Origin of the sequence: Streptomyces sp. TRM49041, assembly GCF_008271805.1 — a bacterium.
Taxonomy (GTDB): Bacteria; Actinomycetota; Actinomycetes; order Streptomycetales; family Streptomycetaceae; genus Streptomyces.
Genome location: NZ_VSRY01000165.1, coordinates 34,062 through 49,994 on the forward strand (window position 1 = coordinate 34,062; position 15,933 = coordinate 49,994).

The window sequence follows — 15,933 nt, forward strand, 5'->3', positions numbered from 1 at the left end:
CGGACGGCGACGGACGGGGGTGGACCAAAGCGTGAGACCGGGCTGACCGCCATATGACCACTCGGTAAGGTCGTCGCTGTGCCGAAGCCGCTCAGTCTCCCGTTCGACCCCATCGCCCGCGCCGACGAGCTCTGGCGGCAGCGCTGGGGCCCGGTGCCCTCGATGGCCGCGATCACCTCGATCATGCGCGCGCACCAGATCCTCCTGGCCGAGGTCGACGCCGTCGTCAAGCCCTACGGGCTGACGTTCGCCCGGTACGAGGCGCTGGTGCTGCTCACCTTCTCCAAGGCGGGCGAGCTGCCCATGTCGAAGATCGGCGAGCGGCTCATGGTCCACCCCACGTCCGTGACGAACACCGTCGACCGGCTGGTCCGCTCCGGCCTGGTCGACAAGCGCCCCAACCCCAACGACGGGCGCGGCACCCTCGCCTCCATCACCGACAAGGGCCGCGAGGTCGTCGAGGCGGCGACGGCCGACCTGATGGCCATGGGCTTCGGCCTCGGCGCGTACGACGACGAGGAGTGCGCGGAGATCTTCGCGATGCTGCGGCCGCTGCGGGTGGCGGCGGGGGACTTCGAGGAGAAGTAGAAGGGCGTACGGCGGGGCGAGGGGGCGCGCGAAGATCGCCCGGATCGGGTCGTTACGCTCGACGCCATGAAATCCAGCGTGCTGACCCGTTACCGGGTGATGGCCTACGTCACGGCCGTCATGCTCCTCGTGCTCTGTGCGTGCATGGTCGCCAAGTACGGCTTCGGCGTGGGCGAGGACGTCACCTTCATGGTCTCCCAGACCCATGGCGTGCTCTACATCATCTACCTGATCTTCGCGTTCGACCTCGGCTCCAAGGCCCGCTGGCCGTTCGGCAAGTTGCTGTGGATCCTGCTGAGCGGCACGATCCCGACCGCCGCGTTCTTCGTCGAGCGCACGGTCGTCCGCGAGGTCAAGCCGCTGATCGCCGACGCCGCGCCGGCCCCCGCCAAGGCGTAGTCACCCCTTCGCCGCCGGGTGTGACGCCGCGCCCGGCGGTTGGCCATCGACATTTACTAGGACGTCCTAGTAAATTCGAGGGTATGGACGCTGACGCCATCGAGGAAGGCCGCCGACGCTGGCAGGCCCGTTACGACGCCGCCCGCAAGCGCGACGCCGACTTCACCACGCTCTCCGGCGACCCCGTGGAGCCCGTCTACGGGCCGAGGCCCGGTGACACCTACGACGGCTTCGAGCGGATCGGCTGGCCCGGTGAGTACCCCTTCACCCGCGGCCTGTACCCGACCGGCTACCGGGGCCGCACCTGGACCATCCGCCAGTTCGCCGGCTTCGGCAACGCCGAGCAGACGAACGAGCGCTACAAGATGATCCTGGACAACGGCGGCGGCGGGCTCTCCGTCGCCTTCGACATGCCGACGCTCATGGGCCGCGACTCCGACGACCCCCGCTCGCTCGGCGAGGTCGGCCACTGCGGCGTCGCCATCGACTCCGCCGCCGACATGGAGGTCCTCTTCCAGGGCATCCCGCTCGGCGACGTCACCACGTCGATGACCATCAGCGGCCCGGCCGTCCCGGTCTTCTGCATGTACGTCGTCGCCGCCGAGCGCCAGGGCGTCGACCCGTCCGTGCTGAACGGCACACTCCAGACGGACATCTTCAAGGAGTACATCGCCCAGAAGGAGTGGCTGTTCCAGCCCGAGCCGCATCTGCGGCTGATCGGCGATCTGATGGAGCACTGCGCGTCGGGCATCCCCGCGTACAAGCCGCTCTCCGTCTCCGGCTACCACATCCGCGAGGCCGGCGCGACGGCCGCGCAGGAGCTGGCGTACACGCTCGCCGACGGCTTCGGCTATGTGGAGCTGGGCCTCTCGCGCGGCCTGGACGTGGACGTCTTCGCCCCCGGCCTGTCCTTCTTCTTCGACGCGCACCTCGACTTCTTCGAGGAGATCGCCAAGTTCCGCGCGGCCCGCCGCATCTGGGCCCGCTGGATGAAGGAGGTCTACGGCGCGAAGACCGACAAGGCGCAGTGGCTCCGCTTCCACACCCAGACCGCCGGTGTCTCCCTCACCGCCCAGCAGCCGTACAACAACGTCGTACGGACGGCGGTCGAGGCGCTCGCCGCGGTCCTCGGCGGCACCAACTCGCTGCACACCAACGCCCTCGACGAGACCCTCGCCCTCCCCTCGGAGCAGGCCGCCGAGATCGCCCTGCGCACGCAGCAGGTACTGATGGAGGAGACCGGCGTCGGGAACGTCGCCGACCCGCTGGGCGGCTCCTGGTACATCGAGCAGCTCACCGACCGGATCGAGGCCGACGCCGAGAAGATCTTCGACCGGATAAAGGAGCGCGGGCTGCGCGCCCACCCCGACGGGCGGCATCCCATCGGGCCGGTCACGTCCGGCATCCTGCGCGGTATCGAGGACGGCTGGTTCACCGGCGAGATCGCCGAGTCCGCCTTCCGCTACCAGCAGGCCCTGGAAAAGGGTGACAAGAAGGTCGTCGGCGTCAACTGCCACACCGGCTCGGTCACCGGCGACCTGGAGATCCTGCGGGTCAGCCACGAGGTGGAGCGCGAGCAGGTCCGTATCCTCGCCGACCGCAAGTCCCACCGCGACGACGCCCGCGTGCGCGCCGCGCTCGACGCGATGCTGGCGGCCGCGCGGGACGGCTCCAACATGATCGGGCCCATGCTGGACGCCGTACGGGCGGAGGCCACACTCGGCGAGATCTGCGACGCCCTGCGGGACGAATGGGGCACGTACACGGAGCCGGCCGGCTTCTAGGTCCCGCCGGTGGTGCGCGCGGTGACGTCACGTCACGGCGCGCACCACGCCACCCCGGAAAGACGTTCGAGCCCGCCTCGTCGAAACCATCTCGCACCGACGGGCCGCGTTGGCCATCCTGGGCCCATGCGCATCGAGATCAGGGACGCCGTCCCCGACGACTGGCCCGCCATCTGGCCGTTCTTCCACCGGATCGTCGCCGCGGGCGAGACGTTCACCTTCCCGACCGACCTCGGGCCCGAGGACGGCCGCGACTGGTGGCTCCTGAAGGCGCCGAACCGTACGGTCGTCGCCGTCGACGAGGCCGGTACGGTCCTGGGCTCCGCCAAGATGAACAGCAACCAGGCGGGCAACGGCGCGCACATCGCGAGCGCCGGTTACATGGTCGACCCGGCGCGCGGCGGCCGCGGCGTCGGCCGGGCGCTCGTCGAGCACACCCTGGAGTGGGCGCGGGCGGCGGGCTTCCGGGCTATGCAGTTCAACGCGGTCGCGGAGACCAACAGGCACGCGGTACGGCTCTACGAGGACCTCGGCTTCCGGATCGTCGGCACCGTGCCGGGGGCGTTCCACCACCCCACGCGGGGCTACACGGGCCTGCACATCATGTACAAGGCCCTCTGAGGGCTCCGGCCCCGCGACCTCCCGGGTGCCTCAGCCGCGGGAAGCCGCGCCGAGGCCGCCCAGGAGCAGGGCGGTGAAACGCTGGATCCAGTCGGCGTCGACGGGCCTGCCGCTGACCAGGGCGCGGTGGACCACCGCGCCCGCGATGACGTCGAAGATCAGGTCATCGGTGCCGCCCGCCGGGCCGCCGTCGTCCGGGGTGTCCGGGGTGTCCGGGTCGTCCGGGTCGAGGGCGGCCGGTGCGTCCGTGAAGGGCAGCTCGCCGCGGGCCTGCGCCCGGGCCCGTCCCTCCAGGACGAGGCGCTTCTGCCGGTCCACGATCGAGGTGCGGATGCGTTCCCGCAACGGTTCGTCCCGGGTCGACTCGGCGACGACGGCCATCAGCGCCGTCTTGGCCTCGGGCCGTTCGAGGAGCGTGGCGAACTGGTGCACCACGCCCTCGATGTCGGCCGCGAGACTGCCGCGGTCGGGGAGTTCGAGTTCGTCGAAGAGGACGGCGACGGCATCCACGACCAGCTCGTTCTTGCCGGCCCAGCGCCGGTACAGGGTGGTCTTGGCGACGCCCGCGCGGGCGGCCACGTCGCTCATCGACAGCTTCGACCAGCCGAGCTCCACCAGGGCGGCACGGGTCGCCTCCAGGATGGCGGTGTCCGCGGCGGCGTTGCGCGGACGCCCGGGACGGGTGGGGGCGGTGGGGGGAGGGGTAGGGCGGCTGCACATGACGGCGACCATACCGGCGAGTAGCCGCAGGGCCCCGGAGCCGCGGGTGTGAGCCAGTTCACCTCGCTGATCCGGTCCGCGCCCCTTGTGATCCAGTTACGCTACGACCCGTAGCGGAAGGCTGGGAGAGCCTGCGGCGACGACCACAGGCACCGGGTGGGGACCGGGTGCCGACCGGCTTGGGGCATGACTTACCGGTTACGCGCGCGGAAGGGGGAGGATGTACCCATGCAGCCTAGGAACATGTCCATGAGCGGCGTCGTCGACCTCGCCGCGGTGAAGGCGGCCGGAGAGGCCAAGACGAAGGCGGAGCAGGCCCGTGCGGAGGCGGCCCGGCAGGGTGGCGGCGGAGCCGTACCCCCGTCCGCCCTGGTGATCGACGTCGACGAGTCGGGATTCGAGCGCGACGTCCTCCAGCAGTCCGCCGAAGTGCCGGTCGTCATCGACTTCTGGGCCGAGTGGTGCCAGCCGTGCAAGCAGCTCAGCCCCCTGCTGGAGCGGCTTGCCGCCGAGTACAACGGCCGTTTCGTACTGGCGAAGATCGACGTCGACGCCAATCAGATGCTGATGCAGCAGTTCGGGATCCAGGGGATTCCCGCCGTCTTCGCGGTGGTGGCCGGTCAGGCCCTGCCGCTCTTCCAGGGCGCGGCGCCGGAGGCGCAGATCCGCGAGACCCTGGACCAGCTCATCCAGGTGGCCGAGCAGCGCTTCGGCCTCACGGGCCTGGCCGTCGACGCGGGCGCGGACGGGGAGGCCCCCGAGGCCGGCGCCGCTCCGGCCCAGGCGGTGCCGGCCGGACCGTATGACGCGCTGCTGGAGGCGGCGGTTCACGCGCTGGACTCCAACGACATCCCGGGCGCGATCCAGGCGTACAAGAACGTGCTGGTCGACGACCCGAACAACACCGAGGCCAAGCTGGGCCTCGCCCAGGCCGAGCTGCTCGGCCGGGTGCAGGGGGTGGACCCGCAGCAGGTCCGCAAGAACGCAGCCGACGACCCGGCGGACGTCACGGCGCAGCTGGCCGCCGCCGACCTCGACCTGGTGGGCGGCCATGTGGAGGACGCCTTCGGGCGGCTCGTCGACACCGTGCGGCGTTCGGCGGGCGACGACCGCAACGCGGCCCGGGTGCGGCTTCTGGAGCTGTTCGAGGTGATCGGCCCGGACGACCCCCGGGTGACCAAGGCGAGGGGCGATCTGGCGCGCGTGCTCTTCTGAGCCGCGAACCGGTGTGACGCGGGTCGCCGATTTGGCGACAGAGCGACAGGGCGACAGACGGCGGCCGCGCTTTGCCAAAACTTGGTAATCGCGGCCGCTGTTACTTCCAGTAAGTCGGCGCCAGTTCAATATCCGACTATCGCCGCTGAAATCGCCTTCTGTCGAACCGGCGAGTAGCACCGTGAGTACCCGTGCGGCGGCGCGCCGTCGCAGCCGGATTATCGAGGCGTTACCAGCGGGTAACGACCCCCCTTGTGCCTCGGCCGCGAATGCACCACGATCGGCGACGCTCGGTCCAATCCCGTACCAGCTCGGCAACCAGCCGCGCCGGCCGGTGATCGGATCCCCACCGAGTCGGCCGGCGGCACAAGCGCCGGCCGTGGACAGGGGGGTTCCTGCCGATTGGCAGGGCCTGTCCGAACAGGTCGCGCGGACCTCTGCGCCGCGTGGCCGGTGGTTGTCGCTCGGGGGTGATCGCCGGTGATACGGACGCGGCTCGCGCCCGATCCGCGGGCGTTCCCCTTCCCGAGGACGTAGCACTTCTCCCATCCCAGGGCGGGCCTCCGGGTCCATCCCGGAGATGTACGTCCGAGAAGGAGGAATCTATGAAGTCCCAGGTTCGCGGTGGGACCAGGTGGAAGCGGTTCGCCGTCGTCATGGTGCCCAGCGTGGCCGCGACGGCCGCGATAGGCGTCGGCCTCGCGCAGGGCGCGCTCGCCGCGTCGTTCGCCGTGTCGGGCCAGGAGTTCAAGGTCACGACCGATCGCCTCGTGGGCACCGGCTTCGCCCAATACGGCGGCGCCGACATGGGCTACAAGGAGATCAAGGGCGGTGACAAGGTCGTCGTCCGGCCGGTCGCCATCTCGTCTTTCGAGAATGCCACGATCACCAACATGTGCCAGTCGGTGGTCACCCCGGACGTGCCCTTCGTCGGTAAGGTCACGCTCCGCCTGGAGGCCGGCAAGGAGGATCCCGTCGAGGCGTCGAACCTGTACCTCGACGTCACCGAACTCGACGCCGACGCCACGTTCGAGGACATCGACATCGGCATCGCGGCCAAGCACACCGCCAAGGGTGACGCCAAGGGCTGGGGCAAGGGACCGGCCATCAAGGACCAGATCAACCAGAACGGCTTCGCACAGCAGGCCAAGAGGGCCGTGCTGACCGGTGTGGAGCAGAAGGCGTGGGCGACCACCGCCGGCACGTTCAAGCTGAGCGGTCTGAGCATGCGTCTGCATGTCGGCGACGGCCCCAAGGTCGAGTGCTTCTGACCGGCGGTCCGTACGGGCGGGCGTGAGGCCCCGGGCTACCGCGCCCGCCCGTCTCCCTCTCCACACAGCACAACCAGTTCCAGGGAGCATTCTCATGAGCGCCGAGTCCGCCGCGTCCGCGCCCACGTCCGTCGAGCAGAACGAGCACTACCTTCGCGTCCTGAAGCGGCGGTTCCGCGCCTGGCGGGGTAACCGGCCGTTCTGGGCGGGGCTGCTGACCCTGCTGGGTGGCATCCCGATCGCGTACCTGCCGTACGCGAGCCTTCACCTCGGGCAGATGACCGTCACGATGGCCACGACCGGCGGCGCCGGGTCGCTGATCATAGGGGTGCTGCTGGTCACCCTGGGCCTGACGATGTGGTTCCAGCCGCTCGTACGGACCTTCGCGGGCGTCGCCGCGATCCTGCTGGCCCTGGTGTCCATCCCCGTGTCCAACTTCGGTGGCTTCGTCATCGGGTTCCTGCTGGCCATGGTCGGCGGCGCCATGTCCATCTCCTGGGCCCCGGGCGAGCCGGAGCCCGAGGAATCCGAAGCGCCGGGGAGGCCCGAGGCGTCGGCCCCGGACGAGCAGCGCGACGCCACTTCCACGTACGACACCGAGACGACTCTCGACGCCAACGACGGGAGGAACAGTGCGGGGTGACGAAACGCAGCCGACAGCGGCCGACGGCGAGGTCGCGCGCGCGAGAAGGGGGCCGCGCCACGCGGCTCCGCGCAAGTCGCTGCTGACCAAGCTTCAGGCGCCGGCGGGCAAGGCGCTGGCCCTCGCCGCGATGCCCACGGCCGTCCTCGTCGGCATTGGCCTCACACCGCGGCCCGCCCTGGCCGACGAGAAGGACATCCCCTTCGCCCCCGGCCCGTGTGTGACCCAGCCCGACGAACCGGCCGAGTCACAGGAGCCGGCGCCCACGAAGTCGGCGTCCGCGTCACCGTCCGCGTCGCCGTCCGGGACACCGTCCTCGAAGCCGTCGCCGAGCGCGTCCGGGTCCGAGAAGCCGACAGCGACGCCGACGGCGACCCCGTCGGCGAGCGACACGACGAAGCCGACGACGGACCCGCAGACGGGTACGACGCCAACCCCGGAACCCACGCCCACAGAGTCCCGGAACCCGTTGGACCCGCTGGGAGTCGGCGACGCCATCAAGGACTTCTTCGGCGGTCTGACGGGCCGGCAGCCCACGCCGACGGAAACCCCCTCGGCGGCTACCGCCCAGTCGGAGCCCACGGAGGCACCCGCCCCCGCCCCGACGGCCACGGCGGACAGCAAGCCCCCGACGACCGCCCCCGAGCCGGCCGCCGAACCGTCCACGAAGCCGGTGGGCGACCTGCTGGACAAGACCAAGGACGCCATCAAGGACGCCGCCGACAAGGTGGGCGCCGAGGTCGAGGAACTGCCAGAGGACGTCAAGGGCTTGGACCCGAAGCAGGACGAGGACGTCCCGGACGGCGCGAAGCCCCGCTTCCCGTGCCCGACCCCCGACCCCCAGGCCCTCGCGGACGCCGAGGTGGAACCGGGCATCCCGCACGTCGCGGACCAGCCGTGGAAGCTGGAGAGCTCACTGCTCACCCTGCGCGGCCTCAAGTACCACGGCATCGTCGAGGTCAAGACCGGCAGCGGCCGGACGAAGAAGGCCCTGAAGTTCACGGCGTCCGAGGTGGACATCAAGGACCTGCACCAGGTCACGGTCCACAGCGAGGGCCGCACGGGCCATGTCGCCTCCCGCCCGGGCTCGACGTCGACGATGCGCAACGGCACGGTGACTATGTACACCGAGGAGCTGAAGGGCAACCTCTTCGGCATCATCCCGATCACCTTCAGCCCGGAGACCCCGCCCCCGCTGGACGTCCCCTTCGCGTTCTTCACCAACGCCAAGGTCATCCAGGCCGGCCAGTTCGGCGGCACCCTCACCGTCCCGGGCCTGCGTAACTTCATCAAGGGCTGACACCCATGGCACCAGACCGAGGGCCGCGCCCCCGCCCAGCGGGAGCGCGGCCCTCACTCTTCTGTGCGTGCCGTGACGAACCCGTCATGCAGCGGTGGTGAATGGCCCTAGCGTGAAAGGGGCTTGGGCACCAGGACCCGAGGTGTGAAGGGCGGTCACCCATGGGGCAGGGGAAGCGGACGGACATCGACGGTTCGCAGAGCGTTTCGTGCTTCTACGGCAAGGAGTTGAGGTACCAGCGGGAGAAGGCGGGCCTGACCATGGCCGAACTCGTGGAGGGCAGCTTCTACGGGGTGACACTCCTGAGTGAGATCGAGCGCGGCCAGCGCAGCATGCCGGTGGAGCTGGCGCGCCACGCGGACCGGATCCTCAAGACGGACGGCTACTTCGAGCGCGGCTGCGATGACGTACGAAAGGCTCGGCGGCAGGGCCACGCCAAGTACTTCGAGCGCGTCCTCGAAGCGGAGAGGCACGCGCTGACCATCGAGGAGTGGTGCCCCACCGTCGTGCCGGGCCTCTTGCAGACCAAGGCGTACGCACGAGCAGTGGTGCGGGCGACGCATCCGCTGGAGGCGGACGAGGAGACCGACGCCAAGGTCAACGGGCGGCTGGCGCGGTCGAGCCTCTTCGAGGACGACCACAACAGGCCGCAGTACTGGGTGGTTCTGCACGAGTCGGTGCTTCGGCAGCCCATCCTGACGCCTGCCCGGATGGCTGAACAGCTGGACCGGATCGCCGCGCTGGTGCGGCGGCGGAGGATCTTTTCGCAGATGCTGCCGTGGAACGCCGGGGCTCACCCCTTCCTGCTCGGCACTGCCATGATCATGACGTTCGCGGATGCGCCGCCGCTGGTGTACACAGAGTCTCTGCACACCGGCCATACCGTGGACGATCCGGCCCTCGTGGCGGCGTATCGAACGTCGTACGATCTGCTCAGGGCCGCCGCGCTGCCGCCAGAGGCGTCCCTGGCCATGATCGAATCAGCGGCTGAGGACTATCGAAATGGCAAGCAACCGGATTGACTTGAGCGCCGCCGTCTGGCGCAAGAGCAGCTACAGCAATGGGTCGGGCGGCAACTGCGTCGAAGTGGCCGAAGGCTTCGTGGGTGCCGCGCGCTGGCGCAAGAGCAGCTACAGCAACGGGTCGGGCGGCGACTGCGTCGAGGTCGTCGACGACCACCCCGGCATCGTCCCCGTCCGGGACTCCAAGGTCCCCGACGGGCCCGTCGTCGCCCTCTCCGCCCGAGCCTGGGTGCCGTTCATCGCGGCTGTCAAGGCGGGCGCCCGGGAGCGCCAGGGCGCCCGTCCGTCGGCGTAAGGCAGTTACAGCAGGGGCCGACGGGTGCCCGATGGCCGCACCTGCTTCGCGATGGCGTGGAATCCTCTTGATCCAAGGCTCTGCCCTCTGCCTATGGTGATCACCGTGTGCGTGCGCCGGAGCCTGACCAGCTCCGTCATGGCACACGTCTCAGTCGGCGGACGGGGGAACAGCGCCGCTACGGGGAGGGGTAGATCAAGCACCGTCGCATGCCCTGACAGGGGCGTAGCCGCGCCTTCACTTCTCTTCGATGGGAGTGCACCCCAAAGGCAAGAGGCCGTGAGTGAGGAGAGATGACGGTGCGACGGGAGGATGTCTGGGTCGACTTCGGGCTCAGCGGGCTCACCAAGTGGTTCGCCGGTCCGTGGGTCGCGCAGGCCACGCCGGAGGAGATCGTCGCGGGCGCGGCAGACTGGGGCGACGGGGTCTACGCGGCCACGCTCCTGGAGGATGCCCAGCGCCTGCTGGAGTCGGCGGTGCCGACCCGGGTGATCGAGCGCCTGTGGCGTGCGGCGACCGGGCTCCCGTACGACCCGGACGACGTGTGGCTCGACGGGCGCGCGTGGCTGCGCGAGATCGTCCGGATCTCCGTTGAGCGGGTACGCCGCGACTACCCGTCCTTCACTCCCGTACCGCCGGAGCCGCCCGCGGACGGGGCGCTGAGGGAGGCGGTCCTTGCCGAGATCCGCGCGGCCGCGCCGGCCGTGCAGGGCGCTGTCCGGGCCGACGGAGCCGACGTGGTGGCCGCGCTGGAGCAAGTGGTCGTGGAGGTCGACCCCGACCTCGGGTTCCGGCTCTTCCTGCGGGTCCTGAAGGCGTACCTGGTCCCGGTCGCGGAGTCGCGGTACCAGCGGTACCACGTGCTGGGTGAGCGTTTCGGCTACCACGGACTCGTCGTCGACGACGGGACGCTGCAGTCCGTTCCCGATACCGACGTGGACTGACCTCCCGTCACACGCAACCGCCGAGGGCGGCACCCCTGTCCCTGCCCGGGACCGGGGTGCCGCCCTCGTTCCGCTCTGGGTCGTGTCAGTCGAGTTCGCCGCCGCCCAGGTGGTGGACGCGGACCATGTTCGTGGTGCCGGGGACGCCGGGCGGGGAGCCGGCGGTGATGACCATGGTGTCGCCGGCGTTGTAGCGCTGGAGCTTCAGGAGTTCGGCGTCGACCAGGTCGACCATCGCGTCGGTGTTGTCGACGTGCGGGACCACGAAGGACTCGACGCCCCAGCTCAGGGTGAGCTGGTTGCGGGTGGAGACGTCCGTCGTGAAGGCGAGGATCTGCTGGGTCGCGCGGTAGCGGGACAGGCGGCGGGCCGTGTCGCCGGACTTGGTGAAGGCGATGAGGGCCTTGCCGGAGAGGAAGTCCGCGATCTCGGCGGCCGCGCGGGCGACCGAACCGCCCTGGGTGCGGGGCTTCTTGCCGGGGACCAGGGGCTGGAGGCCCTTGGACAGCAGTTCCTCCTCCGCCGCGGTGACGATCTTCGACATCGTCTTGACCGTCTCGATCGGGTACGCGCCGACCGAGGACTCCGCGGACAGCATGACCGCGTCCGCGCCGTCCAGGATCGCGTTGGCGACATCCGAGGCCTCCGCGCGCGTCGGGCGCGAGTTGGTGATCATCGACTCCATCATCTGGGTCGCGACGATCACCGGCTTGGCGTTGCGGCGGCACATCTCGATGAGCCGCTTCTGCACCATCGGGACCTTTTCGAGCGGGTACTCGACGGCCAGGTCGCCGCGCGCCACCATCACACCGTCGAACGCCATCACGACGTCCTGCATGTTGGCGACCGCCTGCGGCTTCTCCACCTTGGCGATGACGGGGACCCGGCGGCCCACCTCGTCCATCACGCGGTGGACGTCCTTGACGTCGTTGGCGTCGCGCACGAAGGACAGGGCGACCATGTCGCAGCCCATGCGCAGCGCGAACCGCAGGTCCTCCATGTCCTTCTCGGACAGCGCGGGGACGTTCACCGCCGCGCCCGGCAGGTTGATGCCCTTGTGGTCGGAGATGACGCCGCCCTCGATGACGATCGTCCTCACCTGGGGGCCCTCCACCTCCAGGACCTTCAGCTCGACGTTGCCGTCGTTGATCAGGATCTGGTCGCCCTTGGCGACGTCACCCGGCAGGCCCTTGTACGTGGTGCCGCAGATGGACTTGTCGCCGGGGACGTCCTCGACGGTGATGGTGAACTCGTCACCGCGGACCAGTTCGACCGGCCCCTCGGCGAAGGTCTCCAGACGGATCTTCGGGCCCTGGAGGTCGGCGAGCACGCCGACGGCGTGCCCCGTGTCCTCGGCCGCCTTGCGGAGGCGGTGGTACCGCTCCTCGTGCTCGGCGTGGGTCCCATGGCTCATGTTGAAGCGGGCCACGTTCATGCCGGCCTCGATGAGCGCTTTCAGCTGCTCGTAGGAGTCGACGGCGGGGCCCAATGTGCAGACGATTTTGGAACGGCGCATAAGGCGGATCCTATCGGTTTGTTTCAGTGCGGAATATTCCGTCTGGCGGAATGTACAAATGGGCGGGGGGCCGCTCAGCCGAGTTCTTCGAAGTGAGCTGTTGTTTACCGATTTCAGTTGTTTACCAGCGAGTACGTCTGCCGTGCGATCTCCAGTTCCTCGTCCGTCGGAACCACCGCGACCGCCACTCGCGCGTCCTCCGGCGAGATCAGGCGTGGCTCCCCGGACCGTACGGCGTTGAGGTCGGCGTCCACCGCCAGGCCCAGCTCCGCCAGGCCCTCGATGGCAGCTTCCCGCACCGGGGCCGCGTTCTCACCGACACCCGCCGTGAACGCCACCGCGTCCACCCGCCCGAGCACCGCGTAGTACCCGCCGATGTACTTCTTCAGTCGGTGGATGTACACATCGAAGGCGAGCCTGGCCCGCTCGTCGCCCTCGTCGATTCGGCGGCGGATCTCCCGCATGTCGTTGTCGCCGCACAGGCCCACCAGACCGCTCTTCTTGTTCAGCAGCGCGTCGATCTCGTCCACCGACATCCCGGCCACCCGCTTGAGGTGGAAGGTGACCGCCGGGTCGATGTCACCCGAGCGCGTACCCATCACCAGGCCCTCCAACGGCGTCAGCCCCATCGACGTGTCCACGCACCGCCCGCCGGCCACCGCGGACGCCGAGGCGCCGTTGCCCAGGTGCAGCACGATGACGTTCACCTCGGACGGGTCCTTGCCCAGCAGCCTCGCCGTCTCGCGCGACACATACGCGTGCGAGGTGCCGTGGAAGCCGTAGCGGCGGATCCGGTACGCGTCCGCGGTCTCCGCGTCGATCGCGTACCGGGCCGCGTACTCCGGCATCGTCGTGTGGAACGCCGTGTCGAAGACCGCCACCTGGGGGAGGTCCGGGCGCAGCGCCTGCGCCGTACGGATGCCGGTGATGTTCGCCGGGTTGTGCAGCGGCGCCACCGGAACCAGGCGCTCGACCTCCGCCAGCACCTCGTCGGTGATCACCGTGGGGGCGGAGAACCTCAGGCCGCCGTGCACCACCCGGTGGCCGATCGCCGCCAGCTCCGGCGAGTCCAGGCCGAGGCCGTCCGCGGCCAGCTCCTCCGCGACCGCCTTCAGCGCGGCCGCGTGGTCCGCGATCGGTGCCGTGCGCTCGCGCCGGGCACCGCCGTCCGTGAGCGGCGTGTGCACCAGGCGCGAGGTCGCCTCGCCGATGCGCTCCACGAGGCCGACCGCGAGCCGGGAGCTGTCTGTCATGTCGAGCAGCTGGTACTTCACCGACGACGAGCCGGAGTTGAGGACGAGGACACGGGTCGCGCTGGTCACGGTTGCGGTGCTTTCTGTCGTCGGGGAGGGGCAGGAGACGTACGGGGCGGGGGCGGGGGCGGCGCGGTCAGGCCGACGGCGACGGGGCCGCCTGGGCCTGGATGGCGGTGATGGCCACCGTGTTCACGATGTCGCTGACGAGCGCGCCGCGCGACAGGTCGTTCACCGGCTTGCGCAGACCCTGGAGGACCGGGCCCACGGCCACCGCGCCCGCCGAGCGCTGCACGGCCTTGTACGTGTTGTTCCCCGTGTTCAGGTCCGGGAAGATCAGCACGCTGGCGCGGCCGGCCACCTCCGAGTCCGGCAGCTTGGTCGCCGCCACGGACGGCTCGACGGCCGCGTCGTACTGGATCGGGCCCTCGATCCTCAGCTCCGGGTGGGACGCGCGCACCAGCTTCGTCGCCTCGCGCACCTTGTCCACGTCCGCGCCCGACCCGGACGTGCCGGTCGAGTACGAGAGCATCGCGATCCGCGGCTCGACGCCGAACCGGGCCGCCGTCGCCGCCGACTGCACCGCGATGTCCGCGAGCTGCTCGGCGTCCGGGTCCGGGTTGACCGCGCAGTCGCCGTACACCAGCACCTCGTCGGCCAGGCACATGAAGAAGACCGACGACACGATCGACGCGTCCGGCTTCGTCTTGATGATCTCGAACGCGGGGCGGATCGTCGCGGCCGTCGAGTGCACCGAGCCGGACACCATGCCGTCCGCGAGCCCCTCCTCGACCATCAGGGTGCCGAAGTAGTTGACGTCCGACACCACGTCGTACGCCAGCTCCACCGTCACGCCCCGGTGGGCGCGCAGCGCCGCGTACCGCTCCGCGAACCGCTGCCGCAGCTCGGACGTCGCCGGGTCGATCAGCTGGGCGCCGGACAGGTCGATGCTGAGGTCCGCGGCCTTCTTGCGGATCGCCTCCGGGTCGCCGAGCAGCGTCAGATCGCAGACGTCACGCCGTACGAGCACGTCGGCGGCGCGCAGCACCCGCTCCTCAGCGCCCTCCGGCAGGACGACCCGGCGACGGTCGGAGCGGGCCTGCTCCAGCAGTTCGTGCTCGAACATCATCGGCGTGACCCGGCCGCTGCGCGCCACGGAGATCCGCTTCAGCAGATCGGCCGTGTCCACGTGCCGCTCGAACAGGCCGAGCGCGGTCTCCGCCTTGCGCGGGGTCGCCGCGGTCATCTTGCCCTCCAGGGCGAACAGCTCCTGGGCGGTGGGGAAGCTGTTGCCGCTGACGGCGACCACCGGGGTGCCGGGGGCGAGCCGGGCGGCCAGGGTGAGGATCTCCTGGCTCGGCTGCTCGTTCAGGGTCAGCAGGACGCCCGCGATCGGCGGTGTACCGGCCGAGTGCGCGGCCAGGGCGCCCACCACCAGGTCGGCCCGGTCGCCGGGGGTGACGACCAGGCAGCCGGGGGTCAGGGCGTTGAGGAAGTTCGGCAGCATGGCGCCGCCGAAGACGAAGTCCAGGGCGTCCCGGGCGAGCCCCGAGTCGTCGCCCAGCACCACCCTCGCGCCCAGCGCGTGGGTGATCTGCGCGACCGTCGGCGCGGAGAGGGCCGGTTCGTCGGGAAGGACGTAGCAGGGCACGGGGAGGCGGGCCGTGAGCCGCTCGGCTATGAGCGCGCGGTCGTCGGCGGCCACCCGGTTCACGGCCATCGCCAGTACGTCGCAGCCGAGCCCGTCGTACGCGCGGAACGCGTTGCGCGCCTCCGCCCGCACCGCGTCGGCGGGCTGCCCCTTGCCGCCGACCACCGGGATGACGGACGCGCCGAACTCGTTCGCCAGGCGCGCGTTGAGCGCCAGCTCGTCCGGGAGCTGCGTGGCGGCGAAGTCCGTACCGAGCACCAGTACGACCTCGTAGTCCCGCGCCACCGCGTGGAACCGTTCGACCAGCCGGGACACCAGCTCGTCGGCGCCCTGCTCGGCCTGGAGCGCGGACGCCTCCGAATAGTCCATGCCGTACACGGTCGCCGGGTCCTGGGAGAGCCGGTACCGGGCCCGCAGCAGTTCGAAGAGGCGGTCGGGCCCGTCGTGCACCAGGGGCCGGAACACCCCCACCCGGTCCACCTGGCGGGTCAGGAGCTCCATGACCCCCAGCTCCACGACCTGGCGGCCGTCCCCGCGGTCGATCCCGGTCACGTACACGCTGCGCGCCACGCCGTGCTCTCCTGTCCGTCAAGCGAGTGTGTGCCTGATACTCCGTACTGGCGAAAAAACACCCCAGGAGGGGCGGCCATACCCTCTTGACAATACCTCTGTGAATGGGTAGTGCGCTTGCCGGGTGTCCGCGTCGACCGG

General features: G+C 70.3%; 15 protein-coding genes. 11 read left to right on the plus strand and 4 right to left on the minus strand.

The genetic code is table 11. The annotated features are described in order from the left end of the window. Positions 1 to 78 precede the first annotated feature (78 nt). From FVS66_RS28165 to FVS66_RS28180, 4 genes are all read left to right on the plus strand, one after another. Complete coding sequence (locus FVS66_RS28165; protein ID WP_149184047.1) at positions 79 to 588, plus strand: MarR family transcriptional regulator; 510 nt, start codon at positions 79 to 81, stop codon at positions 586 to 588. A gap of 66 nt (positions 589 to 654) precedes the next feature. Further along, entirely contained in the window at positions 655 to 987 is a 333-nt protein-coding gene (locus tag FVS66_RS28170; RefSeq protein ID WP_149184048.1) for a DUF3817 domain-containing protein, read from the plus strand. Positions 988 to 1,070: 83 nt separating this feature from the next. Then, positions 1,071 to 2,771: a methylmalonyl-CoA mutase family protein gene (locus FVS66_RS28175; RefSeq protein WP_149184049.1), complete on the plus strand. Its 1,701-nt coding sequence runs from the start codon at positions 1,071 to 1,073 to the stop codon at positions 2,769 to 2,771. Positions 2,772 to 2,903: 132 nt separating this feature from the next. Further along, a complete protein-coding gene (locus tag FVS66_RS28180; RefSeq protein WP_149184171.1) occupies positions 2,904 to 3,392 on the plus strand; it encodes a GNAT family N-acetyltransferase in 489 nt (162 codons plus the stop codon). Positions 3,393 to 3,422: 30 nt separating this feature from the next. Here the strand turns inward: FVS66_RS28180 and FVS66_RS28185 are convergent, their stop codons facing one another. Then, positions 3,423 to 4,112, minus strand: coding sequence for a TetR/AcrR family transcriptional regulator (locus tag FVS66_RS28185; RefSeq protein WP_149184050.1), 690 nt, complete (start codon positions 4,110 to 4,112; stop codon positions 3,423 to 3,425). 228 nt (positions 4,113 to 4,340) lie between these two features. Between FVS66_RS28185 and FVS66_RS28190 the strand changes: the two genes are divergently transcribed. The 7 genes from FVS66_RS28190 (at position 4,341) to FVS66_RS28225 (ending at position 10,802) form a co-directional block, all read left to right on the plus strand. Next, complete coding sequence (locus FVS66_RS28190; protein WP_149184051.1) at positions 4,341 to 5,327, plus strand: tetratricopeptide repeat protein; 987 nt, start codon at positions 4,341 to 4,343, stop codon at positions 5,325 to 5,327. 605 nt (positions 5,328 to 5,932) lie between these two features. Continuing rightward, positions 5,933 to 6,598, plus strand: a complete 666-nt coding sequence (locus tag FVS66_RS28200; protein WP_149184052.1) for a DUF6230 family protein — start codon at positions 5,933 to 5,935, stop codon at positions 6,596 to 6,598. A gap of 94 nt (positions 6,599 to 6,692) precedes the next feature. Next, on the plus strand, positions 6,693 to 7,241 hold the full coding sequence (locus tag FVS66_RS28205) for a DUF6114 domain-containing protein (protein WP_149184053.1): 549 nt from the start codon (positions 6,693 to 6,695) through the stop codon (positions 7,239 to 7,241). After that, positions 7,231 to 8,541, plus strand: coding sequence for a hypothetical protein (locus tag FVS66_RS28210; RefSeq protein WP_149184054.1), 1,311 nt, complete (start codon positions 7,231 to 7,233; stop codon positions 8,539 to 8,541). Before FVS66_RS28205 ends, FVS66_RS28210 begins: the two co-directional genes overlap by 11 nt. Positions 8,542 to 8,702: 161 nt before the next feature. Beyond that, positions 8,703 to 9,563, plus strand: coding sequence for a helix-turn-helix transcriptional regulator (locus FVS66_RS28215; RefSeq protein WP_149184055.1), 861 nt, complete (start codon positions 8,703 to 8,705; stop codon positions 9,561 to 9,563). Continuing rightward, entirely contained in the window at positions 9,544 to 9,858 is a 315-nt protein-coding gene (locus FVS66_RS28220) for a DUF397 domain-containing protein (RefSeq protein ID WP_149184056.1), read from the plus strand. Before FVS66_RS28215 ends, FVS66_RS28220 begins: the two co-directional genes overlap by 20 nt. Before the next feature lie 299 nt (positions 9,859 to 10,157). Next, a complete protein-coding gene (locus FVS66_RS28225) occupies positions 10,158 to 10,802 on the plus strand; it encodes a hypothetical protein (RefSeq protein WP_262387262.1) in 645 nt (214 codons plus the stop codon). An 85-nt stretch (positions 10,803 to 10,887) separates the two neighbouring features. Here FVS66_RS28225 and pyk read toward each other — a convergent pair whose 3' ends face one another. The 3 genes from pyk to pta all read right to left on the minus strand — a co-directional run bounded on the left by pyk (position 10,888) and on the right by pta (position 15,792). After that, positions 10,888 to 12,318 (minus strand): pyruvate kinase, encoded by a 1,431-nt coding sequence (gene pyk / locus FVS66_RS28230; RefSeq protein ID WP_149184058.1) that lies wholly within the window; start codon positions 12,316 to 12,318, stop codon positions 10,888 to 10,890. A 113-nt stretch (positions 12,319 to 12,431) separates the two neighbouring features. Further along, positions 12,432 to 13,640 carry an acetate kinase gene (locus tag FVS66_RS28235; RefSeq protein ID WP_149184059.1) on the minus strand — a complete coding sequence of 403 codons (1,209 nt, stop codon included), beginning with the start codon at positions 13,638 to 13,640 and terminating at the stop codon, positions 12,432 to 12,434. Positions 13,641 to 13,707: 67 nt separating this feature from the next. Further along, the gene (gene pta / locus FVS66_RS28240) at positions 13,708 to 15,792 is read right to left on the minus strand and encodes a phosphate acetyltransferase (RefSeq protein ID WP_149184060.1); all 2,085 of its coding nucleotides are present in this window, start codon (positions 15,790 to 15,792) and stop codon (positions 13,708 to 13,710) included. Between the last annotated feature and the right edge of the window lie 141 nt (positions 15,793 to 15,933).

Excerpts from the sequence above, each read along its gene's own strand:
- FVS66_RS28170 (WP_149184048.1), top strand. The coding sequence starts at position 655 with ATGAAATCCAGCGTGCTGACCCGTTACCGGGTGATGGCCTACGTCACG.
- FVS66_RS28175 (WP_149184049.1), top strand. The coding sequence starts at position 1,071 with ATGGACGCTGACGCCATCGAGGAAGGCCGCCGACGCTGGCAGGCCCGT.
- FVS66_RS28185 (WP_149184050.1), bottom strand. The coding sequence starts at position 4,112 with ATGTGCAGCCGCCCTACCCCTCCCCCCACCGCCCCCACCCGTCCCGGG.
- FVS66_RS28190 (WP_149184051.1), top strand. The coding sequence starts at position 4,341 with ATGCAGCCTAGGAACATGTCCATGAGCGGCGTCGTCGACCTCGCCGCG.
- FVS66_RS28200 (WP_149184052.1), top strand. The coding sequence starts at position 5,933 with ATGAAGTCCCAGGTTCGCGGTGGGACCAGGTGGAAGCGGTTCGCCGTC.
- FVS66_RS28205 (WP_149184053.1), top strand. The coding sequence starts at position 6,693 with ATGAGCGCCGAGTCCGCCGCGTCCGCGCCCACGTCCGTCGAGCAGAAC.
- FVS66_RS28215 (WP_149184055.1), top strand. The coding sequence starts at position 8,703 with ATGGGGCAGGGGAAGCGGACGGACATCGACGGTTCGCAGAGCGTTTCG.
- FVS66_RS28220 (WP_149184056.1), top strand. The coding sequence starts at position 9,544 with ATGGCAAGCAACCGGATTGACTTGAGCGCCGCCGTCTGGCGCAAGAGC.
- pyk (WP_149184058.1), bottom strand. The coding sequence starts at position 12,318 with ATGCGCCGTTCCAAAATCGTCTGCACATTGGGCCCCGCCGTCGACTCC.